This window comes from Streptomyces sp. CGMCC 4.7035, assembly GCF_031583065.1.
Classification (GTDB): domain Bacteria; phylum Actinomycetota; class Actinomycetes; order Streptomycetales; family Streptomycetaceae; genus Streptomyces; species Streptomyces yaanensis.
On record NZ_CP134053.1, the window covers coordinates 2,278,264 to 2,301,246 of the forward strand.

Here is a 22,983-nt window from a genome sequence, read left to right on the forward strand (position 1 = left end):
ATTTTCGCGTGTCGTGTGTAATTTTCGCGCGTGCTGCTGAATTTCCTGTGTGCGGGGGCGAGGCATGACCGCCGTGTGCGAAAGGGGCCGTTCGCGCGACGCGCGTTCGCAACGCCGGGAGATCCCCGCGTGAGCCCGGCCGGCCCGTACGAGGTCGCCGGGGAGGAGCCCGAAAGCGGCGGAGCCGCGTCCGCCGTGCAGGCGGACGCGGCTCCGCCGCGCGTGGGGTCCGAAGGGTCAGACGGTCTCGGGGAGCTCCTCGAGACCCTCGGCGACCAGCTTGGCCAGCCGGTCCAGCGCGGCGTCCGCGCCGTCCGCGTCGGACGCGAGGACGATCTCCTCGCCGCCCTGGGCGCCCAGGCCGAGAACCGCCAGCATGGACGCGGCGTTCACGGGGTTGCCGCCGGCCTTGGCGATCGTCACGGGGACGCCGGAGGCCGTGGTGGCCCGGACGAAGATGGAAGCGGGGCGGGCGTGAAGGCCCTCGGCCCAGCCGACGTTGACGCGGCGCTCAGCCATGTTGTGCTGCCCTTCAGGTGTATCAGGGTTGTCTAGACCAGTTTCCCATATCCATACGGTGAAGCGTGTCCGGAGCGGACGCTGTTCCCGTCCCCGGGGGGACTTGGGCCACAGACGGTCCGGCCCGGCCCATAGCCTGCCTCGCGCCGTTGTCGGACGCGAGCCTTAGTCTGGGGCCCATGCAGACCGCGTCGGACCGGCACGAGTACCCCGCCCATTGGGAGGCCGACGTGGTGCTGCGCGACGGCGGCACCGCACGCATCAGGCCCATCACCGTTGATGACGCCGAGCGCCTTGTCAGCTTCTACGAGCAGGTCTCGGACGAGTCCAAGTACTACCGCTTCTTCGCGCCGTACCCTCGCCTGTCCGCCAAGGACGTCCACCGCTTCACGCACCACGACTTTGTGGACAGGGTGGGACTCGCGGCCACGATCGGCGGCGAGTTCATCGCAACCGTACGCTATGACCGCATTGATGCCGAGGGGCTGCCCGCCTCCGCGCCCGCCGACGAGGCCGAGGTCGCCTTCCTGGTGCAGGACGCGCACCAGGGTCGCGGCGTCGCGTCGGCCCTCCTCGAACACATCGCGGCCGTGGCCCGGGAGCGCGGCATCCGAAGGTTCGCCGCCGAGGTGCTGCCCGCCAACACCAAGATGATCAAGGTGTTCACGGACGCCGGGTACCAGCAGAAGCGCAGCTTCGAGGACGGCGTCGTACGCCTGGAGTTCGGGCTGGAACCCACCGACCGGTCGCTGGCCGTGCAGCGCGCGCGGGAGCAGCGGGCCGAGGCACGGTCCGTACAGCGTCTGCTCTCGCCCGGCTCGGTCGCCGTGATCGGTGCGGGCCGCACGCCGGGGGGAGTGGGCCGCAGCGTCCTCGACAACCTCCGAAACGGCGGGTTCACGGGCCGCCTGTACGCGGTGAACAGGGCGTTCGCCGACGAACAGACGGAACTCGACGGGGTCCCCGCGCACCGCTCCGTCCGTGACATCGCGGACCCGGTCGACCTCGCCGTCGTCGCCGTGCCTGCGGAGCGCGTCCCCGAAGTCGTCGCCGAGTGCGGCGAGCACGGGGTGCAGGGGCTCGTGGTCGTCTCCGCCGGATACGCCGAGAGCGGTCCCGACGGGCGGGAGCGGCAGCGGGACCTGGTGCGGCAGGCGCGGACGTACGGGATGCGGATCATCGGGCCGAACACCTTCGGGATCGTCAACACCTCGCCGCAGGTCAGGCTGAACGCTTCCCTCGCGCCCGAGATGCCGCGCCCTGGGCGCATAGGACTGTTCGCCCAGTCCGGCGCCATCGGGACCGCGCTGCTGTCGCGGCTGCACCGGCGCGGGGGAGGCGTCACCGGGATCACCGGCGTGTCGACCTTCGTCTCCTCCGGGAACCGGGCGGACGTGTCGGGCAACGACGTCCTTCAGTACTGGTACGAAGACCCGGACACCGACGTCGTCCTGATGTACCTGGAGTCCATCGGCAATCCGCGCAAGTTCACCCGCCTCGCGCGGCGCACGGCGGAGGCCAAGCCGCTGGTGGTGGTGCAGGGGGCGCGGCACGGAGGCCTCCCGCAGGGGCATGCCGTACGGGCCACGCGGCTGCCGCACGCCACGGTGTCCGCGCTGCTGCGGCAGGCCGGGGTGATCCGGGTGGACACGATCACCGAACTGGTGGACGCGGGGCTGCTGCTGGCGCGGCAGCCGTTGCCCGCCGGGCCGCGGGTGGCGATCCTCGGGAACTCCGAGTCGCTCGGCTACCTGACGTACGACGCCTGCCTGACCGAGGGGCTGCGGCCGTCGCCGCCGCTCGACCTGACGACGGCGGCTTCGGCGGAGGACTTCCACCGGGCGCTGTCGGCGGCGCTGGCCGACGACTCGTGCGACGCCGTCGTCGTGACGGCCATCCCGGCGGTCGGTGAGACCTCGGCCCGGGACGCCGCGCTGGCCGAGGCGCTGCGGTCGGCTGCGGCGGCGGTGCCTGGTAAGCCGGTGCTGGTGGTGCACGTGGAGCTGGGTGGGCTCGCGGAGGCTCTGTCCGCAGCGGCGAGCACCGGGCCACAGGTCGGCAGCACGGCGCCCGGCGCTGCAGGCGGTGCCCAGCCTCCCCCGCTCTCGGCTTCGCCCGAGCGGGGGGACCCCCATCGCCCTGCGGAACCACTGCCGCCCACCGAGGTGGCCATCCCCGCCTACCCCGCCGCCGAGCGCGCCGTCCGGGCGCTTGCCGAAGCCGTCAAGTACGCCCAGTGGCGGCGCGACGCGGCCGACCCGGGCAAGGTGCCCGAGTACGACGACATCGACGAGAAGGGCGCCGCCCAGCTGATCCACGGGCTGCTCGCGCGCGGGCAGGGGCTGACGCTCGGCACGGACGAGACCTGTGACCTGCTCACGAGGTACGGCATCCACGTACGCAGGGCCCTGCCCGCGCCCACCCCCGAGGCCGCCGTCGAGGCCGCCCGCGCGATCGGCTACCCGGTGGCTCTCAAGGCCACCGCCCCCCACCTGCGGCACCGCGCCGATTTGGGCGGCGTACGCCTGGATCTCGCCGACGAGGAGCAGCTGCGGCGGGCATACGCGGAGTTGACCGAACTGTTCGGGAAGCCCCAGGAGCTGCGGCCCGTCGTCCAGAGGATGGCGCCACGTGGCGTCGACACGCTCGTACGGGCAGTGATCGACCCGGCGGCCGGGGCCGTGCTGTCGTTCGGGCTCGCCGGGGCCGCCTCCCAGTTGCTCGGCGACACCGCGCACCGTTTGATTCCGGTCACGGACCGCGACGCCACCTCCCTGGTCCGGTCGATCCGGACGGCCCCGCTCCTGTTCGGCTGGCGCGGCTCCGCCCCCGTGGACACGCCCGCCCTCGAAGAGCTGATGCTGCGTGTGTCGCGGCTGGTCGACGACCATCCGGAGGTCGTCGCCGTCACTCTGGAGCCCGTCGTCGTCGCCCCGCGCGGCCTGAGTGTGCTCGGCGCCACCGTGCGGCTCGCGCCCCCGCCGGTCCGCGACGACCTCGGCCCGAGGACGCTCCCCGTGTACTGAGCGGTGGCGAGCGGTGCCGCGCAGTCAGTGGGCCACCGTAGGATGGACATCATGGCCAAGACCAGTACGACGACCCAGGGGCTGCGCACGGCGATCGAGCGCAGCGGCTACTACCCGGCTCTCGTGGCCGAAGCGGTGGAAGCCGCGGTGGGCGGCGAGCCCATGCGGTCGTACCTGGTCCACCAGGAGACGACGTTCGACGCCAACGAGGTACGCCGGCACGTGACCGTGCTGGTCCTCACCGGCACCCGCTTCATCGTCAGCCACACCGACGAGCAGGCCGCGGACGACACCTCCCCGACGCCGTACGCCACGACGTCCACGGAATCGGTGAAGCTCGACCGGATCTCGTCGGTCGTCGTCAGCCGCGTCGTCGCCAACCCGGAGTCGTACACGCCGGGCACGCTGCCCCGCGAGGTCGTTCTGACCATCGGCTGGGGCGCCGTCTCCCGTATCGACCTGGAGCCCGCCGCCTGCGGCGACCCCAACTGTGAGGCGGACCACGGCTACACGGGCAACTCGACGGCGGACGACCTCAGCCTCCGCGTCAGCGAGGCCGGGGACGGTCCGGAGACGGTGCGCCAGGCGCTCGCCTTCGCGCAGTCCCTTTCCGAGGCGACCGCGGACCTGACCCGCTGATGGCGCTGCCCACCTGGGACGGTCACCCGGAGCCGCTCGCGGTCGGCTCCGCGCCCCTCCCCGAGTACGGTTCCGGCTCACTGGCCGATCTCCTGCCCACCCTCGCCGCCGGCATGGGCGTACCGGGCCAGACCGCCGCCATATCGGAACTGACCGCCGCCGACCGCAACTGCGTCTTCCTGATCGACGGGCTCGGCTGGGAGCAGCTGAGGGCGCACCCCGACGAGGCGCCCTTCCTGGCCTCGCTCCTGGCGTCCTCCCGCGGCGGCACCGGCCGCCCGATCACCGCCGGCTACCCGGCGACCACCGCTACCTCGCTCGCCTCCGTCGGCACCGGTCTGCCGCCCGGCGCGCACGGCCTGCCGGGATACACGGCACGCAACCCCGAGACCGGTGAGCTGATGAACCAGCTCCGCTGGCAGCCCTGGACGGACCCGTACGCGTGGCAGCCGTACCCGACGGTCTTCCAGCTCGCGGACGCGGCCGGAGTCCACACGGCCCAGGTGTCCTCCCCGGCCTTCGAGACCACCCCGCTGACCAAGGTCGCACTGAGCGGCGGAACGTTCCACGGGCGGCTGACCGGCGAGGACCGCATGGACCTCGCGGCCGAGCAACTGGCCGTCGGCGACCGCTCCTTGGTGTACACGTACTACGCCGAGCTCGACGGCGCCGGCCACCGCTACGGCGTCGACTCCGATGCCTGGCGCGGCCAGCTCATGTGCGTCGACCGGCTCGTCCAGCGCCTTGCGGAGCAGCTGCCGCCGCGCGCCGCCCTGTATGTCACCGCCGACCACGGCATGATCGACATTCCGTTCGACGAGCAGCACCGCATCGACTTCGACGAGGACTGGGAGCTGCGCGCCGGGGTCGCCCTGCTGGGCGGCGAGGGGCGCGCGCGGCACGTCTACGCCCTTCCGGGCGCCGAGAACGACGTGCTGACCTGCTGGCGTGAGGTGCTCGGCGAGCAGTTCTGGGTGGCCTCGCGGGACGAGGCGATCGCGGCGGGCTGGTTCGGCCCGCGCATCGACGAACGGGTGTACGCCCGCATCGGCGACGTGGTCGCGGCGGCCCGCGACGACGTGCTCATCATCGCCTCGGAGCGGGAGCCGAAGGAGTCGGCGATGGTCGGCAACCATGGATCGATGACGGCCGTGGAGCAGCTGGTACCCCTGCTGGAAGTCCGCACCTGACCGCAGCGCGCGTCCCGGCCCCCAGTACGCTCCTGAATATCCCGTACGCCTCGTCCACGCTCGTGAACACCCCCCACACCTCCTCCGCCCTTCCCTGAAAGGTCCTCAACCACCCATGCCCGAGCTGGTGTTCTTCTCCGGAACGATGGACTGCGGGAAGTCGACGCTGGCCCTCCAGATCGAGCACAACCGCTCCGCGCGGGGGCTGCAGGGCATGATCTTCACGCGCGACGACCGGGCCGGCGAGGGCAAGCTCTCCTCCCGGCTGGGACTGGTCACGGACGCGGTGGAGGTGGCGGACGGGCAGGACCTGTACGCGTATCTCGTCGACCACCTCTCGCAGGGCCGGCGGGCCGACTATGTGATCGCCGACGAGGCCCAGTTCCTGGCGCCGGAGCAGATAGACCAGCTGGCCCGGGTGGTCGACGACCTCGGCCTCGACGTCTACGCCTTCGGTATCACGACCGATTTCCGCTCCAAGCTCTTCCCTGGCTCGCAACGCCTCGTGGAGCTGGCGGACCGGGTCGAGGTCCTCCAGGTGGAGGCCCTGTGCTGGTGCGGCTCACGCGCCACGCACAACGCCCGCACGGTCGGCGGTGTGATGGTGGTCGAGGGCGCCCAGGTGGTTGTCGGGGACGTCAACCAGTCCGCTGACGAGGTCGGCTACGAGGTCCTGTGCCGCCGCCATCACCGGCGCCGCATGACGGCGGCGACGGCCCACGCGGCGGCCCTGTCGCCGGACGTCCTGCCGGTGTCGTCAACCTGACGACCCACCGTTTCACTCGAGGATTCAGTCGAGCCGGCTGACCACCGAGAACGTCGCACCCTCCGGGTCCGCGACGGTGACCATGCGGCCCAGGGCCGTGTTGCACGTGGTCCGCACGACGTGGCCGCCCAGCTCGGTGACCCGCTCGGCCGTCCTGTCGGTGTCCTCGACCTGGAAGTACGTCATCCAGTGGGCGCCCCGGTCCCGGGGCAGGCAGTTGCCGACACCGTGGATGCCGGCGACCGGACGGCCCTCGATGTGCAGGGTGAGGTAGTCGAAGTCGGGGGAGACGACCGGCTCCTCCTCGTAGCCGAAGACGGTCTGGTAGAACTTGGCGACGCTCGCCGTGTCGTACGTGAGCAGCTCGTTCCACACGGGGGTGCCGGGGACGCCCGTCAGGCCCGTGCCGAGGTGTTCGGCCGCCTGCCAGATGCCGAACACCGCGCCCATCGGGTCGGACGCGATCGCCAGCCGCCCCGCCTCGGCGGCGTCCAGGGGGCCGACGCCCACCGTTCCGCCGCAGCTGCGTACCTGTTCTGCGGTCGTGTCCACGTCGTCCGAGCCGAGGTACGGCGTCCAGGCGATCGGCAGATGGCGGTCCGGCGGCAGCTGGCCGATGCCCGCCACCTCGTAGCCGTTCAGCAGGGCTCGCACGTAGGGCCCCAGCGGCTGTGGTCCCGGCCGGAACTCCCAGCCGAACAGTGCCCGGTAGAAATCCTGGGTCGCGGCCATCCCGTGCACCATCAGACTCACCCAGCACGGTGTGCCAGGCGCGTGCCACGCGTGCGTTGTGCCGTGAAGGCCGGTCGACCCCCGTGCCTCGGTCATGGTCACTCTCTCCTCGGCCCCTCGTGGTGGCCGGTCAGCTTCCGCCTGTGTGCACATGTGCCGCGCACGCGCGTGTCACGCTCCGCGCCGATGCTCGCACCACCGGTCGCACCCCGCGCTTCGGCCGCGCCGTCGCGCGAGGCCCTACGGCAGAAGGATGCCCGTTTTTCAGTCTCTCGCCCGTTCACGTGTGATTGCCGTGCGGCGGCCATTGTTGTACAGCATGTGCCCAACCCCGTACACCGGGTGATCGGACCTGTCCGGCCGAGCACAGTAGCCGGACCTGGGCTACGCGGCCACCTTGTGCGCGAGGATGGGGGCCATGAAGGCCATCATCTCCGCATCCGAACTCGCGAGCGACTTGGCGGGCCCGCAGCCGCCCACGCTCCTGGACGTCCGCTGGCAGCTGACCGCCGCCACGGCGGCCGGCGCCGCCCCCTTCGACGGCCGTGCCGCCTACGCGGGCGGGCACATTCCGGGCGCCGTCTTCGTGGACCTGGACGCCGAACTCGCGGGCCCGCCGGGTCCCGCCGGACGGCACCCCCTGCCCGACACGGAGCGCTTCGGCGCGGCCATGCGGGCCGCCGGTGTCACGGCGGACCGGCCGGTCGTCGTGTACGACGGCGGACAGGGCTGGGCCGCGGCACGCGCGTGGTGGATGCTGCGTTGGACGGGTCACCCGGATGTCCGGGTGCTCGACGGGGGGCTGACCGCCTGGGACGGGCCGCTGACCTCCGGTACCGAGGAGAGCGCCCCCGGCGACTTCCAGCCGGTGCCGGGCGCGCTGCCCCTCCTGGACGCCGACGGCGCGGCGGCGCTCGCCCGCACCGGACTGCTCCTCGACGCGCGGGCCGGCGAACGCTACCGGGGCGAGGTCGAGCCGATCGACCCCGTGGGCGGCCACATCCCGGGCGCGATGTCGGCGCCGACGGCGGAGAACGTCACCGAGAACGGCCTCTTCCTGCCCGCCGGCGAACTCGCGGACCGCTTCAAGGCGCTCGGCGCCACGGAGGGAACCGAGGTCGGCGTGTACTGCGGATCGGGGGTCTCCGCCGCGCACGAGGTACTGGCGCTCACGATCGCGGGGATCCCGGCCGCGCTGTACGTGGGGTCGTGGTCGGAGTGGTCGGCGGACGGCAGTCGCCCGGTCGCGGTGGGGCCCGACCCGCAGTGAAGCCCTGAACGGGCAGGAGCAGGAGCAGGAGCAGGAGGGGGTCCACGCCGCCGCGGCGTGGACCCCCTCCCTGTACGTCCGACTACTGCTGCTTCTTGCGTCCTACTCCTGCTTCTTGCGTCGCGTCCCGAACACGATCTCGTCCCAGCTCGGGACCGCCGCCCTGCGGCCCGGGCGGACACCGTCCGCCTCGGCCTGGCGGTCCGTCGCCCCGATCAGACGGTCGCGGTGGCTGGCGACCGTGCGCGGCATCAGGACGTCCGCGTAAGCGGAACCGGCCGACGCCGCGGGCGCGGGGGGTTCCTCCGCCTCGGGCTCCTGGGCGGGCTCCTCCTGCGGTTCCGTGGGCCGCTCGGGCACCACCATGTCGCCGCGGAAGCTGGGCACCGCCTCCAGGAGGCTGGTGAGCGAGTCACGCTCGGCGGTGCTCTCCTCCGCGGGCTCGGACGACTGCGCGGGCAGTACGGGACGTTCCGTCTGGCGCTCCAGGGCGCGGTCCATCCGGCCCTCGCGCGGCAGACGTGCGATCCGCGGCACAAAGGGATAGCTCGGCTCGGGCGCCGCGAGGTCGTCGGACTCGCCGATCAGCGAGCGCGCCTCGTCGTCGACCGCCTGGACGAGCCGCCGGGGCGGGTCGTAGGTCCAGCTCGCCGAGTGCGGCTCACCGGCCACCCGGTAGACGAGCAGTACCTCCCAGGTGCCGTCGTCGCGGCGCCAGGAGTCCCACTGGACGGTGTCCTTCTCGGCGCCACGCAGCAGCAACCGCTCCTGGACGGCCTCGCCGAGCTGCGGACCGGTGTTCTCGCCGGGTCTGCGGACGGGCGTCTTGCGGGCGCGCTCGGCCATGAAGGCGCGCTCGGCCAGCACGGGGCCCTCGAAGCGGCGCACGCGGTCGACGGGGATCCCGGCGAGCTGTGCGACCTCCTCGGCGGACGCGCCGGCACGTATCCGCGCCTGGATGTCACGGGGGCGGAGATGGCTCTCCACCTCGATCTCGATCTGGCCGAGGCGGGGACGGTCGCCGCGCACGGCGGCGCGGAGCCGTTCGTCGATCGGAAGCGTGTACTCCGTGCTGTCCGCAGCCTTCAGCACCAGCCGTGTGCCGTCATTGGAGACGGCCACGACACGCAGTTCGGGCATGGGGACCTCCCGGGTGGTGCCTGCCGACGTCACGTGCGTCGCTGCTTCCGCTAGTCGAGTGTGGCCTGCCCGGGTGCAGCCTGCCACAACCTTGCCGAGTTGCCCGGCGTGTCGGGCACGGGCCCTGGATCGCCGTTATGGCACGGTTACCTATTCGCAACGCTAAGTGACCAACTCCGTCACCCTGTGCAACTAGCCCCCTCCCAGCGGTCCAGCAAGGCTCCGGACGCCCTGGCGGGAGACCGGACCCAGGGCTCGCAACAGTACTCCATTCGGGCCACCTACGTGGATCGGCACGCCGCCCAACTTCTGGCAAGGGGTGTGAGTTGGTCGCCCGATGCGTCGTTTTCGTGACCATGAAAGGTGGCGTACTCCACCTAACCGTCAGAAATGGAAGCAATCGTTCAACCTTGTGCCCTCCTTGCGGTGCGGTCGGACGATCGCGTCCTGTGGTCACCCTCAAGTGGCGGGCAGTGCCGTGGCGTTGGACGGACGCCCCTGCCTGGGCCGGTCCGGACGCCCGCACTTGCTGGGCTCGTCCACCCCGGCGCCCGCGCCGACCGGGCCGGCTACGAGCCCAGCACCCGGCGCAAGTAGTCGTTCCCGAAGCGCCGGTCCGGGTCGAGACGGTCCCTCAGGGCAGTGAACTCCCCGAAGCGCGGATAGACCCCGGCGAAGTACTCCGCGTCGCGCGTGTGCACCTTGCCCCAGTGCGGGCGGCCCTCGTGCGCGGTGAAGATCCGCTCGGCGGCGGTGAAATATGCCTGATACGGCGTACCGCGGAACATGTGTATGGCGATGTAGGCGCTGTCCCTGCCGGACGCCGTGGAGAGCGCGATGTCGTCGGCCGGGGCGGTGCGGACCTCGACAGGGAAGCTGACGCGCAGGTTCGAGCGGTCGACCATGGCCTTGAGTTCGCGCAGGGTCTCCGTGAGAGCCTCGCGCGGGACGGCGTACTCCATCTCCACGAACCGCACGCGGCGCGGGGACGTGAAGACCTTGTAGGGGATGTCGGTGTACGTACGGGCCGACAGCGCGCGGCTGGAGATCCGGGCGATCGTCGGGACGGTGGCGGGCGCCACGCGGCCCACCCAGTTGGCCACCTCGAAGACGCCGTTGGAGAGGAACTCGTCCTCGAACCAGCCGCTCAGCTGCCCGATCGGCTTCTCAGGACCCACACTGCGGTTGTTGCGCTTCGTGTTGGTGCTCCCGGTGTGCGGGAACCAGTAGAACTCGAAGTGCTCGTTCTCCGCCCAGTGTTCGTCGAACTCGGCGAGCACCTTCTCGAAGGGCATCGGTTCCTCGCGGGCCGTGAGCAGAAAGATCGGCTCCACAGCGAAGGTGATGGCGGTGATGATGCCCAGGGCCCCGACGCCGATGCGGGCGGCCGCGAAGACGTCCGGGTTCTCCTTCTCGGAACAGGTGAGCACCGAGCCGTCCGCCGTCACCAGTTCGAGGCCCCTGATCTGGGCGGCGATCGAGCCCGAGTCGCGGCCGGTGCCGTGCGTTCCGGTGCTGGTGGCGCCGGAGACCGTCTGCTCCATGATGTCGCCCATGTTCGTGAGCGAGAGCCCTTCGCGCGCGAGCGCGACGTTGAGTCTCTTGAGCGGAGTGCCCGCCTCGACGGTGACGGTGCCGGCCTCACGATCAATCTTGCGTATGCCGGTCAACAGTTGAGGGCGGATCAACACACCGTCGGTCGCGGCGGCGGCCGTGAAGGAGTGCCCGGTGCCGACCGCCTTCACCCTGAGGCCGTCCTCGGCGGCCTTCCGCACGGCGGCGGAGAGTTCCTCGACCGAGGCGGGGGTGACCTCCCGTACGGGCCGGGCGGTGACGTTCCCCGCCCAGTTATGCCACGTGCCGCTCTTCCCGCTCACTGTGGTGCTCATGGGACCCTCCCCGCTGCGGAGCCGGCCTGCTCAGCCGGCGATACCCGAGGAAACCCACCGCGACCGCGACGGCCCCGGACAGCGCCGGAACCCCGTACCCGGCCTCAGCGCCGGCGGCATCGATCACCCAGCCGGCCACGGAGGACCCGATCGCGACCCCGACCGCGAGCCCGGTGGACACCCAAGTCATGCCTTCGGTCAGATGTGCACGTGGTACGTGCTGCTCTATGAGGGCCATTGTCGTGATCATCGTGGGTGCGATGGACAGGCCCGCAACGAACAGTGCCACGGCCAGAAACAGCAAGTTTCCGACCAGTAGGAGGGGGATCATACTCACGGCCATGGCACATACGCCCAGGAGCCACCTGCGTTCCGGTGCTCCCTTGAAGCGCAGCAGCCCGAAGACGAGGCCGGCGGCGCAGGAGCCCGCCGCGTACAGCGCCAGGACGAGGCTCGCGGCCGCCTTGTGGCCCTGCTCGCCGGCGAAGGCGACGGTCACCACGTCGACCGCGCCGAAGATCGCTCCGGTCGCCACGAAGGTGGCCACCAGGACCTGTAGTCCGGGCGAGCGCAGGGCGGTGCCGCCGGTGTCCCGCTCGCGAGGGTGCGGCTCGGGCTCCGTGGCGCGCTGGGCGGTCAGCCAGAAGACTCCGGCCGCGAGGAAGCAGGCGGCGAGGAGGGGGCCGGCCTCCGGGAACCAGCTCGTGGACAGGCCGATGGAGATGATCGGCCCGAAGATGAAGCAGATCTCGTCCACCACCGACTCGAAGGAGTAGGCGGTGTGCAGTTGCGGGGTGTCCCGGTACAGGGCCGCCCAGCGGGCCCTGATCATCGCGCCGAGGCTCGGTACCGCGCCGATGCCCGCGGCGCAGGCGAACAGCACCCACTCCGGCCAGGCGAGGTGCGCGGCCAGGAGCAGGCCCGCGGCCGCGGTCAACGCGAAGAGCGTCGCCGGGCGCAGTACCCGCCGCTGCCCGTACCGGTCCACCAGGCGGGAGATCTGCGGGCCGACCGCGGCGGCGGACAGCGCGATGGTGGCCGAGAGGGCGCCCGCGAGCCCGTAGCGCCCTGTGAGCTGGGAGATCATCGTCACCACACCGATGCCCATCATCGACAGCGGCATCCGGCCGAGGAAGCCGGCGGCGGAGAAGCCCTTGGAACCGGGGGCGGCGAACAGGGCGCGGTAGGGGCTGGCCACGGGGTCTCCGATGGGTCCGGTAAGGCGTGAAGTGCGGTTATATGCCTTACGAGTTAGGCAACCCTAACGTATGCGGGGCGTGGCGCCCGCACCAGTGTTCGGACCGTCTTTGGTGAACCGCCGCCGGGACGGCGGGGGATGGGGCTGTGGTGGGCGGGGGAGCTTGGCCGGTGGCCGGTGGCCGGTGGCCCGGCCCGTGGCCACAGGCCGGTGGTCAGTGGCCGGTGGTCAGTGGCGGGCGGCGGGAGCGTTGTCGGTGGCGGGTGGCAGGATCGTAGACATGCCCGACGCACTAGACGCCAGCCCGTACGACGCCCTGCTGCTCCTCTCGTTCGGAGGCCCGGAGGGCCCGGACGACGTGGTTCCGTTCCTGGAGAACGTGACGCGGGGCCGGGGCATCCCCAAGGAGCGCCTGAAGGAGGTGGGGCAGCACTACTTCCTCTTCGGTGGGGTCAGCCCCATCAACGGCCAGAACCGCGCCCTCCTCGACGCCCTCCGGAAGGACTTCGCCGACCACGGCCTCGGCCTGCCCGTCTACTGGGGCAACCGCAACTGGGCGCCCTATGTGACCGACACCCTGCGCGAGATGGTCACCGACGGCCACCGCCGCATCCTGGTCCTCGCCACCAGCGCGTACGCCTCGTACTCGGGCTGCCGCCAGTACCGCGAGGACCTCGCCGGAGCCCTGGCCGCCCTGGAGGCCGAGGGCCTTGAACTCCCGCGGATCGACAAGCTGCGGCACTACTTCAACCACCCGGGCTTCGTCGAGCCGATGATCGAGGGTGTCCTGAGATCCCTCGCCGACCTCCCCGAGGATGTCCGGGCCGGCGCGCACATCGCCTTCACCACGCACTCCATCCCGAACTCGGCGGCGGACACCTCAGGACCGGCCGAGGACCACGGGGACGGCGGGGCGTACGTGAAGCAGCATCTGGACGTCGCGGAGCTGATCGCCGACGCGGTGCGCGAGCGCACCGGCGTGGACCACCCCTGGCAACTCGTCTACCAGTCGCGCTCGGGCGCCCCGCACATCCCGTGGCTGGAGCCGGACATCTGCGACCACCTGGAGGAGCTGCACGGCGCCGGGGTTCCAGCGGTCGTCATGGCCCCCATCGGGTTCGTCTCGGACCACATGGAGGTGCTGTACGACCTCGACACGGAGGCCAGGGCGAAGGCCGAGGAGCTGGGGTTGCCGGTGCGCCGTTCGGCCACCGTGGGTGCCGACCCGCGATTCGCCGCCGCGATCCGTGACCTGGTCGTCGAGCGCGCCGCGACCGAGCGAGGGCAGCAGGTGAGTCCGTGCGCCCTAGGCGCGCTGGGCCCGAGCCACAACGTCTGTCCGGCGGCCTGCTGCCCCGGCCGCGCCCCCAAGCCCGCCGCCGCGGGCGCCGACAGCCCGTACGCGTGAGGAGCACCGTGACCGAGCAGCCCCAGCCGTCGTCCGACCGGCTGAAGACCGAACTCCTGGAGATCGCGCTGGAGGCCGCCACCCGCGCGGGCGTCTTCCTGCGCGACGGACGCCCCGACGACCTGGGGGTGGCCGCCACCAAGTCCAGCGCCATCGACATCGTCACCGAGATGGACATCGCCGCCGAGAAGCTGATCACCGGGCTTCTCTCCGACCGTCGGCCGGATGACGGCCTGCTCGGCGAGGAGGGGGCCAGCGTCGAGGGCAGCAGCGGTGTCGAGTGGGTGATCGACCCGATCGACGGCACTGTCAACTACCTGTATGGACTGCCCAGTTGGGCGATCTCCATCGCGGCCCGCAAGGACGGGGAGACGCTCGTCGGGGTGGTCCACGCGCCCGTGCGCGGGGAGACCTTCCGGGCCGTCCTGGGGGAGGGCGCGTTCGTGAACGACCGTCCCGCGCGCGTGCGTCCCGCGTCCGAGCTGGGCCTCGCCCTCGTGGGGACCGGCTTCGGCTATCGGACCGAGCGCAAGGTCCAGCAGGCCGAGGTCGCCCGGCGGCTGATCCCCGAGGTGCGGGACATCCGGCGCGGCGGTTCCGCCGCGATCGACCTGTGCGACGTGGCGGCGGGCCGCCTGGACGCGTACTACGAGCGGGGACTGAATCCCTGGGACTACGCGGCGGGCGACCTGATAGCCCGCGAGGCGGGTGCCCTGACCGGCGGCCGCCCCGGAGAGCCGCTCTCCCCGGCCCTGACGATCGCGGCCCCACCGGGCCTCTTCGAGCAGCTCCAGGCCCGGCTGGAGGAGCTGGGGGCATGGCACGACTGACCGAGCCGACGCCACCGACGGCGCCCGGGCGGGACTGAGCCCCCGGGTACCTCCGGTGACCGCACGGGGACCAGGCACGGCGGAGGCTCCGGAACGCGCGCCTTGTCCCGGACGGCCATCGTGCGGGGCCTCCCGTCCTCGGGGGTCGCCCCCACGGGGCCCGGCTTTGCGTCCCCGCTGGTCGGTGGGTGGGTCGCCGTGTGTGGGGCTCCGTACCGCCCATCGGGCGCGCCGCTCGGCCTGGCCGCGGTTGTGCGGCGTCCGGCGGCGGCCCCGTCGTGCTCGTAGGGCCGTCGGCGGACGCGAAGCGGGGCCCCGGCCTGGATCTGCCGGGGCCCCGCTGTGCGTGCGAGCTGATCAGACGCGGATCGCGCCGACTTCCACACCGTGCTCGGCGGCAAGGCGGTGCAGGTCGTCGAGCTCCGACTGTTCGACGTCCACGAGGAAGTCGTCGCCGGTCTCACGGGCCCGTGTCAGGTCGGACTCGGTCGCCCGTATGCGCTGCAGAAGTCCTGCGGTGAATGCGTCCATGCTGCGCCCCCTCGTCCTGGGTCGTGGGTCGGTGGCACGGGGGTGTGCCTTCGGGAAGGGGCGATCACGTCTCCATTGGGTGCCCAGCGCAGCCCTGGCTGGGCGGCGACGGTGCCGGACACCCACGCCCGCTCTACGGGAAGCGGTGAGCAGCCGACCACGTGGTGGTGTGCCACATGCAGAGCGTGATCGCGGGGTGTAAAGCCGTCCTCCCCCCACTCCCTTCCGCGGAAACCTCAACCTCACGAGAAAAATTTGCATTCCCGGGTCCGGCGGACCGGTCTCCCGGAGCGGGCCCACTTGTCTTACAGCCGGTTTACGGCCGAAAAGGGCAGGATGGAGGTCTCATCCATGACAGACCTGCCCGTGGGCTGCCCGGACTCGGGCTGCACGGGTGGACAGAGGAAGGACAAGCGACGTGCGCGTACTCGTCGTCGAGGACGAGCAACTGCTCGCCGATGCGGTGGCCACCGGACTGCGCCGGGAGGCCATGGCCGTCGACGTCGTGTACGACGGTGCGGCCGCCCTGGAGCGCATCGGCGTCAACGACTACGACGTGGTCGTCCTCGACCGCGACCTCCCGCTCGTGCACGGCGACGACGTCTGCCGCAAGATCGTCGAGCTCGGCATGCCCACCCGCGTGCTGATGCTCACCGCGTCGGGCGACGTGAGCGACCGCGTGGAGGGCCTGGAGATCGGCGCCGACGACTACCTCCCGAAGCCGTTCGCGTTCAGCGAGCTCATCGCGCGCGTGCGTGCCCTCGGCCGGCGTACGAGCGTGCCGCTGCCGCCCGTCCTGGAGCGCGCCGGAATCAAGCTCGACCCCAACCGCCGCGAGGTCTTCCGCGACGGCAGGGAGGTCCAGCTGGCGCCCAAGGAGTTCGCCGTCCTGGAGGTCCTCATGCGCAGCGAGGGCGCCGTCGTCTCGGCCGAGCAGCTCCTGGAGAAGGCCTGGGACGAGAACACGGACCCCTTCACCAACGTCGTACGCGTGACCGTGATGACCCTGCGCCGCAAGCTCGGCGAGCCCCCGGTCATCGTCACCGTGCCGGGCTCCGGATACCGGATCTGATGACCGTGGCCGCGACCCCTGCACCGCCCACCACGCCGCCCAAGCCCACCTGGGACCCCCGAAGGCCCGAACCTCCGTTCCCGTGGCTGCGCCCGACCATCCGCATAAGGCTCACGCTGCTCTACGGCGGCATGTTCCTGATCGCCGGCATCCTGCTGCTGTCGATCATCTACCTGTTCGCAGCGCACGCGCTCAATGTGGGCAGTGAACTACCGTTCAAGATCATCTCGGGTCAGGTCGCCAGCGACACCTGCAACTTCCCGTCCGCGCCGACGGCGACCGAGCTCAACAACGCCATGAACGCCTGCGTGAACGAGCAGCGCCAGCACGCCCTGGACAACCTCCTCAGCCGCTCCCTGCTGGCCCTGCTCGGCCTCGCCGTGATCGCCTTCGCCTTCGGGTACGCGATGGCCGGCCGTGTGCTGTCGCCGCTCGGCCGGATTCTCCGCACCGCGCGCGCGGTGGCGGGCTCGGACCTGTCCCGCCGTATCGAACTGGACGGGCCGGACGACGAGATCAAGGAGCTGGCCGACACCTTCGACGACATGCTGGAGCGGCTGCAACGGGCCTTCACGGCCCAGCAGCGGTTCGTCGGCAACGCATCGCACGAGCTGCGCACCCCGCTCGCGATCAACCGCACGCTCCTGGAGGTGCACCTGTCCGACCCCGGGGCCCCCGTCGAGCTCCAGCAGCTGGGCAAGACGCTGCTGGCCACCAACGAGCGCAGCGAGCAGCTCGTGGAGGGCCTGCTGCTGCTCGCCCGCAGCGACAACCAGATCGTCGAGCGCAAGCCGGTCGACCTCGCGGAAGTCGCCTCGCAGGCCGTCGACCAGGTGCACGCCGAGGCAGAGGCCAAGGGTGTCGAGATCCGCGGCGAGCGCGCCCCCGTGGTCGTCCAGGGCAACGGCGTCCTGCTGGAGCGGATCGCGCTGAACCTCGTCCAGAACGCGGTGCGCTACAACATCCCGGAGCGGGGCTGGGTCGAGGTGACCACCGAGGCCCAGCACGGCCAGGCGGTCCTGGTGGTCTCGAACACCGGCCCGGTGGTTCCCGCGTACGAGATCGACAACCTCTTCGAGCCCTTCACGCGGCTGCGTACGGAGCGCACGGGCAGCGACAAGGGTGTCGGCCTCGGCCTGTCCATCGCGAGGTCGGTGGCACGCGCCCACGGCGGCCACATCACCGCCCAGCCCCGTGAGGGGGGTGGGCTCGTGATGCGCGTCACTCTTCCGACGTGAGACGGTGTGCCACACCCGGCACGATGTTCGCTGTGCGCGGAATTTTCGAGGCTCGGTCCCCGGCGGACCGTGTGTGATCGATCACAGGGGCGTCTTTCCGGCCATCTACTCTCCGTTGTCAAGCAACCTCTCCAAAGCCGGGAAAATCCTGGTTTTCCGGGGGGTCGATCACGGGAAGTACACGGTGAGATGCCTTTGAAATGTGTTACGAGGACCGTGTACGGTCCGGTTCGCCATCCAAGCCGATCACTCTTGAGGGGTCCGGTTGGGTGTCGATTGAGTAACAGACCTTGATGTGAGGCAAAATCTCCGCCTCGAGGCGGGCACAAGTCCGGCCTCTCACGCGTTACGTGCGCTGGAGACACCCGCAGACACCCAGAGGGGGAGAGCGAAATGGCAACGGATTACGACACCCCACGCAAGACCGACGACGACGTCGATTCCGACAGCCTTGAAGAGCTGAAGGCCCGGAGGAACGACAAGTCGACCTCGGCCGTCGACGTCGACGAGTTCGAGGCCGCGGAGGGCCTGGAGCTGCCGGGCGCCGACCTCTCGAACGAGGAGTTGGCCGTCCGCGTGCTGCCCAAGCAGCAGGATGAGTTCACCTGCATGAGCTGCTTCCTGGTGCACCACCGCAGCCAGCTGGCCCGCGAGAAGAACGGTCAGCCGATCTGCCGCGACTGCGACTGAGGCCGGGTCGGCCGTGACTGGCTCGACCCCTCCTCGGAAGCGCCGCTTCCCGCGCAGGGAAGTGGACCATGAGCCGTACGACGGCTCTAGCGGCGTGCGTGACGACGAGCGAGGCTCTTCCAGCAGTGGAACAGCCTCGCTCGAACCGGCATACGCCCCCACGGCCCCGGAGGGGCCCGCGGGGCCGGCCGATGCCCCGGTACCCGCCGCACGAAGCCGTGCGGCCGCCGTTCGGGACGGCATCCGGGAAGGCGTCCGTAAGGGCGGCAGCCGGGCCAAGGCGGGACTGGCGTACCTCACCGACCGGATCATCGAGACAGCCCCGAGGATCCCCGTACGCGACCTCGCGACCCTCCGCAGACAGTTCCCCGGCCTCGGGCCCGAGGAACTCGCGGACAGGCTCGTCACGGGCGCGGCGAGCGCGACGGCCACGGTCGGGGCCGGGATCGGGGCCGCGGCGATGCTGCCCGTGCCGCCGGCCATGCCGACCGAACTGGCCACGGAGATCACCGGGGTCGCGACGATCGAGCTGAAGCTCATCGCCGAACTGCACGAGGTCTACGGGGTCCGGCCGCCCGGGAACCTGGCCCAGCGCAGCACCGCGTATCTGAAGTCCTGGTCCGGGGAGCGCGGGATCGACGTGACCAGACCGTCGACGATCGACGCGGCCCTCGGCGGGCAGATGAAGCGCGAACTGCGGCAGCAGATCATGAAGCGGATCGTGCGGGATCTGCCCAACCTGATGCCGTTCATGGTGGGGGCCGCCGTGGGAGCGGTCATGAACCGCCGTGACACCAGACGGCTCGCGACTCGCGTCCGGAACGATCTGCGCAGAATCCAGGTGCCCTGGGAGGCACTGCCAGAGCTGCCGCCCCTGGAGAAGCCTGCCCGTCCTGCGGAACTCGACGGCTGACGGCCCTACGCCTCTGCCCGTGCCGCCTTGATCGCCGCTGCCAGCTTCTCCGGCTCCCGCGTGGACAGGTACAGGTAGGGCGTCGGGTCCGCCGGGTCCGTGACCTCGACCTTCAGGGCCCTCGGGATGTACGCGCGCAGGAGCATGAAGGCGCGCGTGTCCGCCTTGTGGGTGCGCCAGGCGCGGGCCTCCTCCTGGTCCAGGACCACCGCGTCACCGAGCGCCGACACCGGGATCTTCGCCTCGCCCGCGATCAGTGAGCCGCCCACCACACGGATGCGGAGGGAGCCGTAGGAACTGGCCACGACCGCCGAGGCCGCGGTGCCGCCGACCAGCCCGCCGAGCAGCGGGAGCGTGCCGAAGGGGAGCAGTACCAGGGCCATGGCGACGCCGGTCAACAGGCACATCAGCCACCAGGAGCGGGGCGCGGTGAGGCGTTCTTCGTACGGCGACGCGGAAAGCAGCATGGAACCAAGCTTGGCACGGTGTCCGGAACACGTTCACTCGCGGGTAAGGTCTGCGGCTGTGAGTGGTACTTCCCCAGCCCTGACGCCCCCTGCCGACGCCGTGGCGCCGGTACGGCACCCCGACGCTCCCGCCCCGGGCGAGCTGCTCGGCGCGCACTACGAGCAGTGCTTCGGGTGCGGGGGAGAACAGCCCCACGGGCTGCACCTTCAGGCGCGGGCCGGTGAGGGCGTGTCCATCACCGCCGAGTTCACGGTCCAGCCCGCCCACCAGGGGGCGCCCGGCCTCGCCCACGGCGGGGTCCTCGCGACCGCCCTCGACGAGACCCTCGGCTCGCTGAACTGGCTGCTGCGCACCATCGCGGTCACCGGACGGCTGGAGACCGACTTCGCGCGGCCGGTGCCCGTCGGTACCGTGTTGTACCTGGAGGCCGAGGTGACGGCGGTGGCCGGGCGGAAGATCTACTCTCGGGCGACCGGGCGGATCGGCGGCCCCGACGGCCCTGTCGCCGTCCGTGCGGAGGCCCTCTTCATCGAGGTGAAGGTCGACCACTTCATCGACAACGGCCGCCCGCAGGAGATCCAGGTGGCCATGAACGACCCGGACCAGGTCCGGCGCGCACGAGCCTTCGAGGTGAACCCGTGAGCCGCAATCCCGTGAACGTGCTGATCCGGCGCGTCGACCCCGACGTACCGCTTCCGGCGTACGCGCACCCCGGCGACGCGGGAGCCGATCTGCGCACCACCCAGAGCTGCGAGCTCAAGCCCGGGGAGCGGGCCGTTCTGCCCACGGGCGTGTCTGTCGCGCTGCCCGAGGGGTACGCGGCCTTCGTGCATCCGCGTTCCGGTCTCGCCGCCCGCTGCGGTGTCGCCCTCGTCAATGCCCCAGGGACGGTTGATGCCGGGTACCGTGGGGAGATCAAGGTGATCGTGGTGAATCTCGACCCGCGCGAGACCGTGCGGTTCGAGCGCTTCGACCGGATTGCCCAACTGGTCGTCCAGCAGGTCGAGAGGGTCCGCTTCCAGGAGGTCGCGGAGCTTCCCGACTCGGCACGGGCCGAGGGGGGCTTCGGGTCCACGGGCGGTCATGCCGCAGTGCGCGGCGAAACGGGTGGGAATCGATACGCTTCGGTCGTATCCGACCGGGAAGGACAGTGACGTGTTCGGACGTCGCAAGAAGAAGGGTGCCGCCGAGGATGCGGCCGGCGAGGCCGAGCAGGTCGTCGACGGTGTCGACACTGAGGCGGACGAGGAAGAGGCCGAGCGCGAGCGCGTGAGGCTCGAGCCGGAGCCGCGGCCCGACGGCCCCTGGGACAGCTCCGAGGTCCGTGAGCCCGGCGAGGGCCGCGTGGACCTGGGCGGTCTGTTCGTGCCCGGGGTCGAGGGCATGGAGCTGCGGGTCGAGGTCGCGGGCGACGCCATCGTGGCGGCGACCGTGGTGCTGCGCGACAGCGCCGTCCAGCTGCAGGCCTTCGCCGCGCCCAAGCGCGAGGGCATCTGGGGCGAGGTCCGCGAGGAGATCGCCGGTGGCATCACCCAGCAGGGCGGCATCGTCGACGAGGTCGAGGGTCCGCTGGGCTGGGAGCTGCGCGCGCAGGTGCCTGTGCAGCTGCCGGACGGCACGGGCGGTTTCCAGGTCGTGCGGTTCGTCGGGGTGGACGGTCCCCGCTGGTTCCTGCGGGGCGTGATCTCCGGCCAGGGCGCCGTGCAGCCGCAGGCCGCGGGCCTGCTCGAGCAGATCTTCCGGGACACGGTCGTGGTCCGTGGCGAGGGCCCGATGGCGCCCCGCGATCCGATCGTCCTGAAGCTGCCGAACGACGCGCAGATGGTGCCCGAGGGTGTGCAGCAGGAGGAGGGCACCTCCCGCTTCTCCGGCGGCATGGGGCAGTTGCAGCGCGGACCCGAGATCACCGAGGTCCGGTAGGCAGACTCAAGAAGGGCCGCATCCCCGGGGTGCGGCCCTTTCGCATGCCCAAGTTCTCGTCCGTGAACGGCGGTTGAGCGCCGGGTCTTCCTTCAGGCCTTGACGGAAGTCTGGTCTGGACCTATGGTCCCCGACCAGCGCGCGCGTTCAGCAACCCATGTGTCGTTCACATACGAGAACGGACCCCCACATGCCACACGCCCCTGCGGCCCACCGCCGCGGATTACGCCCCGCTCTCCTCGCCGCCGTCGCGGCCACGATCGCCGCGCTCGGCGGCGCCCTGCTCACCTGGCCCGCCACCCACCGCGCGGACGCGGCCCCCGCCACCTTCGCCCACCCCGGAGTCACCGTCTCCAGGGCCCAGTTGGACTTCGCCCGCAGCGAGGTCAACGCCGGCGCCCAGCCCTGGAAGGGCGCCTTCGACCAGATGACGGCGAGCAAGTACGCCGACCTGAACCGCACCCCGAAGCCTCGCGCCACCGTCGAGTGCGGCTCGTACTCGAACCCGAACTACGGCTGCACCGACGAGCGCGAGGACGCGATCGCCGCGTACACCGACGCGCTCGTCTGGTACATCACCCGCGACGAGCGATACGCCAGGAAGTCCATCGAGCTGATGGACGCCTGGTCGGCCGTCATCAAGGAGCACACGAACAGCAACGCGCCTCTGCAGACCGGCTGGGCGGGCTCCTCCTGGCCCAGGGCCGCGGAGATCATCAAGTACACGTACACCGGTACCTGGGCGAACTCCGGTCGCTTCGCGACCATGCTCCGCGACGTCTACCTCCCCGAGGTGATAGGCGGCTCGAACTCCAACGGCAACTGGGAGCTGTCGATGATGGAGGCGGCGATCGGCATCTCCGTCTTCCTCGAGGACAGGACGTCGTACGACAAGGCGATGGCGAGGTTCCGTACGCGCGCCGCCGCATATGTGTACCTCGCCTCCGACGGCGACCTGCCCAAGACCGTGCCCAGCCAGAACCTCGACACCAGGGACAAGATCGTCAAGTACTGGCAGGGGCAGTCCACCTTCGTCACCGGGCTCACCCAGGAGACCTGCCGGGACTTCACACACACGGGATACGGCATCTCCGCCATCTCGCACATCGCCGAGACCAGCCGGATCCAGGGGCAGGACCTGTACGGCACCGACGTGGGCGAGCGGCTGCGGCAGGCGCTCGGCTTCCAGTCCAAGTACCAGCTGGGCGCGGCCGTGCCGAGCTGGCTGTGCGGCGGCTCCCTCACTCTCGGCCTCGGTCCGGTCACCGAGGTCGGCTTCAACGCCCTGCACAACCGTCTGGGGATCGCGATGACCAACACCCAGGCGCTGACCGAGCAGAACCGTCCGGCCGGCAGCAACAACCTCTTCGTGGCCTGGGAGACCCTCACGCACGGGGACAATCCCGGCTGATCCCCGCACGGCGGCCGTCGCGCCTCTCGCCCCCGGGCGCGGCGGCCGCGCTGTCCGGGTGTTGCGCCCGCCCTGGCGTATCAGGGTTCCGTCAAAGACGCACGGCCTTGTGCTTCCCGACGCGTTCGCCGTG

The 22,983-nt window shown here is 71.1% G+C and carries 22 protein-coding genes; 15 read left to right on the forward strand and 7 right to left on the reverse strand.

Annotation, left to right across the window (positions count from 1 at the left end; translation table 11 throughout):
- Positions 1 to 237 precede the first annotated feature (237 nt).
- Complete coding sequence (locus Q2K21_RS09545; protein ID WP_310768777.1) at positions 238 to 519, reverse strand: HPr family phosphocarrier protein; 282 nt, start codon at positions 517 to 519, stop codon at positions 238 to 240.
- Between the two features lie 179 nt (positions 520 to 698).
- Between Q2K21_RS09545 and Q2K21_RS09550 the strand changes: the two genes are divergently transcribed.
- From Q2K21_RS09550 to Q2K21_RS09565, 4 genes are all read left to right on the forward strand, one after another.
- Positions 699 to 3,545, forward strand: a complete 2,847-nt coding sequence (locus Q2K21_RS09550) for a bifunctional acetate--CoA ligase family protein/GNAT family N-acetyltransferase (protein ID WP_310768781.1) — start codon at positions 699 to 701, stop codon at positions 3,543 to 3,545.
- Positions 3,546 to 3,587: 42 nt separating this feature from the next.
- Complete coding sequence (locus tag Q2K21_RS09555) at positions 3,588 to 4,184, forward strand: DUF5998 family protein (RefSeq protein WP_310768784.1); 597 nt, start codon at positions 3,588 to 3,590, stop codon at positions 4,182 to 4,184.
- Entirely contained in the window at positions 4,184 to 5,374 is a 1,191-nt protein-coding gene (locus Q2K21_RS09560) for an alkaline phosphatase family protein (protein ID WP_310768787.1), read from the forward strand. Before Q2K21_RS09555 ends, Q2K21_RS09560 begins: the two co-directional genes overlap by 1 nt.
- A gap of 115 nt (positions 5,375 to 5,489) precedes the next feature.
- Complete coding sequence (locus Q2K21_RS09565) at positions 5,490 to 6,140, forward strand: thymidine kinase (RefSeq protein ID WP_310768790.1); 651 nt, start codon at positions 5,490 to 5,492, stop codon at positions 6,138 to 6,140.
- 24 nt (positions 6,141 to 6,164) lie between these two features.
- Here the strand turns inward: Q2K21_RS09565 and Q2K21_RS09570 are convergent, their stop codons facing one another.
- Complete coding sequence (locus Q2K21_RS09570) at positions 6,165 to 6,968, reverse strand: VOC family protein (RefSeq protein ID WP_310768793.1); 804 nt, start codon at positions 6,966 to 6,968, stop codon at positions 6,165 to 6,167.
- Between the two features lie 322 nt (positions 6,969 to 7,290).
- On the opposite strand from Q2K21_RS09570, the gene Q2K21_RS09575 reads away from it, so the two are divergent.
- On the forward strand, positions 7,291 to 8,142 hold the full coding sequence (locus tag Q2K21_RS09575; protein WP_310768795.1) for a sulfurtransferase: 852 nt from the start codon (positions 7,291 to 7,293) through the stop codon (positions 8,140 to 8,142).
- A gap of 102 nt (positions 8,143 to 8,244) precedes the next feature.
- Here Q2K21_RS09575 and sepH read toward each other — a convergent pair whose 3' ends face one another.
- From sepH to Q2K21_RS09590, 3 genes are all read right to left on the reverse strand, one after another.
- Positions 8,245 to 9,282: a septation protein SepH gene (gene sepH, locus Q2K21_RS09580; RefSeq protein ID WP_310768798.1), complete on the reverse strand. Its 1,038-nt coding sequence runs from the start codon at positions 9,280 to 9,282 to the stop codon at positions 8,245 to 8,247.
- Between the two features lie 569 nt (positions 9,283 to 9,851).
- Positions 9,852 to 11,171, reverse strand: coding sequence for a D-arabinono-1,4-lactone oxidase (locus Q2K21_RS09585; RefSeq protein WP_310768801.1), 1,320 nt, complete (start codon positions 11,169 to 11,171; stop codon positions 9,852 to 9,854).
- Entirely contained in the window at positions 11,131 to 12,369 is a 1,239-nt protein-coding gene (locus Q2K21_RS09590; protein WP_310768804.1) for an MFS transporter, read from the reverse strand. The genes Q2K21_RS09585 and Q2K21_RS09590 overlap by 41 nt, the downstream gene beginning before the upstream one ends.
- A 280-nt stretch (positions 12,370 to 12,649) precedes the next feature.
- Between Q2K21_RS09590 and Q2K21_RS09595 the strand changes: the two genes are divergently transcribed.
- A complete protein-coding gene (locus Q2K21_RS09595) occupies positions 12,650 to 13,777 on the forward strand; it encodes a ferrochelatase (protein ID WP_310768806.1) in 1,128 nt (375 codons plus the stop codon).
- An 8-nt stretch (positions 13,778 to 13,785) separates the two neighbouring features.
- On the forward strand, positions 13,786 to 14,607 hold the full coding sequence (locus tag Q2K21_RS09600; RefSeq protein ID WP_310768809.1) for an inositol monophosphatase family protein: 822 nt from the start codon (positions 13,786 to 13,788) through the stop codon (positions 14,605 to 14,607).
- A 357-nt stretch (positions 14,608 to 14,964) separates the two neighbouring features.
- Here Q2K21_RS09600 and Q2K21_RS09605 read toward each other — a convergent pair whose 3' ends face one another.
- Complete coding sequence (locus Q2K21_RS09605) at positions 14,965 to 15,138, reverse strand: hypothetical protein (RefSeq protein ID WP_310768812.1); 174 nt, start codon at positions 15,136 to 15,138, stop codon at positions 14,965 to 14,967.
- Between the two features lie 418 nt (positions 15,139 to 15,556).
- On the opposite strand from Q2K21_RS09605, the gene Q2K21_RS09610 reads away from it, so the two are divergent.
- The 4 genes from Q2K21_RS09610 to Q2K21_RS09625 all read left to right on the forward strand — a co-directional run bounded on the left by Q2K21_RS09610 (position 15,557) and on the right by Q2K21_RS09625 (position 19,051).
- A complete protein-coding gene (locus Q2K21_RS09610; RefSeq protein ID WP_010353034.1) occupies positions 15,557 to 16,210 on the forward strand; it encodes a response regulator transcription factor in 654 nt (217 codons plus the stop codon).
- Positions 16,211 to 16,215: 5 nt separating this feature from the next.
- Positions 16,216 to 17,448, forward strand: coding sequence for a sensor histidine kinase (locus Q2K21_RS09615; RefSeq protein ID WP_310780779.1), 1,233 nt, complete (start codon positions 16,216 to 16,218; stop codon positions 17,446 to 17,448).
- Positions 17,449 to 17,841: 393 nt separating this feature from the next.
- Entirely contained in the window at positions 17,842 to 18,138 is a 297-nt protein-coding gene (locus Q2K21_RS09620; protein ID WP_005481602.1) for a DUF4193 domain-containing protein, read from the forward strand.
- Positions 18,139 to 18,151: 13 nt separating this feature from the next.
- Positions 18,152 to 19,051, forward strand: a complete 900-nt coding sequence (locus tag Q2K21_RS09625; protein WP_310768890.1) for a hypothetical protein — start codon at positions 18,152 to 18,154, stop codon at positions 19,049 to 19,051.
- Positions 19,052 to 19,056: 5 nt separating this feature from the next.
- Here Q2K21_RS09625 and Q2K21_RS09630 read toward each other — a convergent pair whose 3' ends face one another.
- A complete protein-coding gene (locus Q2K21_RS09630; RefSeq protein WP_310768892.1) occupies positions 19,057 to 19,518 on the reverse strand; it encodes a DUF3093 domain-containing protein in 462 nt (153 codons plus the stop codon).
- Positions 19,519 to 19,576: 58 nt separating this feature from the next.
- Here Q2K21_RS09630 and Q2K21_RS09635 point away from each other — a divergent pair, with 58 nt between their 5' ends.
- The 4 genes from Q2K21_RS09635 to Q2K21_RS09650 all read left to right on the forward strand — a co-directional run bounded on the left by Q2K21_RS09635 (position 19,577) and on the right by Q2K21_RS09650 (position 22,850).
- Positions 19,577 to 20,161, forward strand: coding sequence for a PaaI family thioesterase (locus tag Q2K21_RS09635; RefSeq protein WP_310768894.1), 585 nt, complete (start codon positions 19,577 to 19,579; stop codon positions 20,159 to 20,161).
- On the forward strand, positions 20,158 to 20,673 hold the full coding sequence (gene dut / locus Q2K21_RS09640) for a dUTP diphosphatase (RefSeq protein ID WP_310768897.1): 516 nt from the start codon (positions 20,158 to 20,160) through the stop codon (positions 20,671 to 20,673). Before Q2K21_RS09635 ends, dut begins: the two co-directional genes overlap by 4 nt.
- Position 20,674: 1 nt before the next feature.
- Positions 20,675 to 21,439: a DUF3710 domain-containing protein gene (locus tag Q2K21_RS09645; protein WP_310768899.1), complete on the forward strand. Its 765-nt coding sequence runs from the start codon at positions 20,675 to 20,677 to the stop codon at positions 21,437 to 21,439.
- 190 nt (positions 21,440 to 21,629) lie between these two features.
- On the forward strand, positions 21,630 to 22,850 hold the full coding sequence (locus Q2K21_RS09650; protein WP_310768902.1) for an alginate lyase family protein: 1,221 nt from the start codon (positions 21,630 to 21,632) through the stop codon (positions 22,848 to 22,850).
- The last annotated feature ends 133 nt before the right edge of the window (positions 22,851 to 22,983 follow it).

Excerpts from the sequence above, each read along its gene's own strand:
- Q2K21_RS09545 (WP_310768777.1), bottom strand. The coding sequence starts at position 519 with ATGGCTGAGCGCCGCGTCAACGTCGGCTGGGCCGAGGGCCTTCACGCC.
- Q2K21_RS09550 (WP_310768781.1), top strand. The coding sequence starts at position 699 with ATGCAGACCGCGTCGGACCGGCACGAGTACCCCGCCCATTGGGAGGCC.
- Q2K21_RS09555 (WP_310768784.1), top strand. The coding sequence starts at position 3,588 with ATGGACATCATGGCCAAGACCAGTACGACGACCCAGGGGCTGCGCACG.
- Q2K21_RS09560 (WP_310768787.1), top strand. The coding sequence starts at position 4,184 with ATGGCGCTGCCCACCTGGGACGGTCACCCGGAGCCGCTCGCGGTCGGC.
- Q2K21_RS09565 (WP_310768790.1), top strand. The coding sequence starts at position 5,490 with ATGCCCGAGCTGGTGTTCTTCTCCGGAACGATGGACTGCGGGAAGTCG.
- Q2K21_RS09570 (WP_310768793.1), bottom strand. The coding sequence starts at position 6,968 with ATGACCGAGGCACGGGGGTCGACCGGCCTTCACGGCACAACGCACGCG.
- Q2K21_RS09575 (WP_310768795.1), top strand. The coding sequence starts at position 7,291 with ATGAAGGCCATCATCTCCGCATCCGAACTCGCGAGCGACTTGGCGGGC.
- sepH (WP_310768798.1), bottom strand. The coding sequence starts at position 9,282 with ATGCCCGAACTGCGTGTCGTGGCCGTCTCCAATGACGGCACACGGCTG.
- Q2K21_RS09585 (WP_310768801.1), bottom strand. The coding sequence starts at position 11,171 with ATGAGCACCACAGTGAGCGGGAAGAGCGGCACGTGGCATAACTGGGCG.
- Q2K21_RS09595 (WP_310768806.1), top strand. The coding sequence starts at position 12,650 with ATGCCCGACGCACTAGACGCCAGCCCGTACGACGCCCTGCTGCTCCTC.
- Q2K21_RS09605 (WP_310768812.1), bottom strand. The coding sequence starts at position 15,138 with ATGGACGCATTCACCGCAGGACTTCTGCAGCGCATACGGGCGACCGAG.
- Q2K21_RS09620 (WP_005481602.1), top strand. The coding sequence starts at position 17,842 with ATGGCAACGGATTACGACACCCCACGCAAGACCGACGACGACGTCGAT.
- Q2K21_RS09630 (WP_310768892.1), bottom strand. The coding sequence starts at position 19,518 with ATGCTGCTTTCCGCGTCGCCGTACGAAGAACGCCTCACCGCGCCCCGC.
- Q2K21_RS09650 (WP_310768902.1), top strand. The coding sequence starts at position 21,630 with ATGCCACACGCCCCTGCGGCCCACCGCCGCGGATTACGCCCCGCTCTC.